We start from the raw sequence: 1,366 nt of genomic DNA on the forward strand, positions 1-1,366 counted from the left end.
TGGAGACGGTGACGTTGATGGTTTTTTGTCTACTGTGTAGCCGTTACCATCGGTCAGTGTAATGGTGAAGCTGTCACTGCCGTTGTAGTTGGCGGTTGGCGTGTAGACGATGTCCGTACCACTGATGGCTATCTCACCATGACTTGGCGCCGATTTCTCGGTCGCCGTGACGGTATCGCCATCCACATCGCTAAAGTTGAAGCTCAACGTTTGGTTGTTGTCTTCGTCTGTGGTCAAGGTCGAGGCAATCGTAATGCTTGGCTCATCATTGACGCTGGAGACGGTGACGTTGATGGTTTTGTCCACCGTGTAGCCGTTACCATCGGTCAAAGTAATGGTGAAGCTGTCACTGCCGTTGTAGTTGGCGGTTGGCGTGTAAACGATGTCCGTGCCACTAATAACTATCTGACCATGACTCGGCGCCGATTTCTCCGTCGCCGTCACCGTATCGCCATCCACATCGCTAAAACTGAAGCTCAACGTTTGGTTGTTGTCTTCATCGGTAGTAAAGGTCGACGCAACCGTAATGCTCGGCTCATCATTCACGCTGGAAACCGTCACAGTGATGGTTTTATCCACCGTATAGCCGCTGCCATCGGTCAAGGTAATGGTGAAGCTGTCACTGCCGTTGTAGTTGGCGGTTGGCGTGTAGACGATGTCCGTGCCGTTAATAACTATCGCACCATGACTCGGCGCGGACTTCTCCGTTGCAGTCACCGTATCGCCATCCACATCGCTGTAGCTGAAGCTGAGCGTTTGGTTGTTGTCTTCATCGGTAGTGAGGGTCGACGCCACCGTGATGCTCGGCTCATCATTCACGCTGGAAACCGTCACAGTGATGGTTTTATCCACCGTATAGCCGCTGCCATCGGTCAAGGTAATGGTGAAGCTGTCATTACCGTTGTAGTTCGCATTTGGTGTGTAGACGATGTCCGTACCGTTGATGACTATCGCACCATGGCTTGGTGCGGATTTCTCCGTTGCTGTNACCGTATCGCCATCCACATCGCTAAAGCTGAAGCTCAACGTTTGGTTGTTGTCTTCATCGGTGGTCAAGGTCGACGCAACTGTAATACTCGGCTCATCATTCACGCTGGAGACCGTCACGGTGATGGTTTTATCCACCGTGTAGCCGCTACCATCGGTCAAGGTAATGGTGAAGCTGTCACTGCCGTTGTAGTTGGCGGTTGGCGTGTAGACGATGTCCGTACCACTGATGGCTATCTCACCATGACTTGGCGCCGATTTCTCGGTCGCCGTGACGGTATCGCCATCCACATCGCTAAAGTTGAAGCTCAACGTTTGGTTGTTGTCTTCGTCTGTGGTCAAGGTCGAGGCAATCGTAATGCTTGGCTCATCATTGACG

The 1,366-nt window shown here is 52.2% G+C and carries 1 protein-coding gene; it reads right to left on the minus strand.

Annotated elements, in window-relative coordinates; all coding sequences use genetic code 11:
- Window positions 1–1,329 (minus strand): Ig-like domain-containing protein (locus L4C42_RS00545; protein ID WP_429758910.1); only part of this gene is annotated, 1,329 nt, incomplete at its 3' end.
- Window positions 1,330–1,366 lie beyond the last annotated feature (37 nt).

It is taken from the genome of Vibrio wakamikoensis (assembly GCF_050337275.1).
Lineage (GTDB): Bacteria > Pseudomonadota > Gammaproteobacteria > Enterobacterales > Vibrionaceae > Vibrio > Vibrio chaetopteri.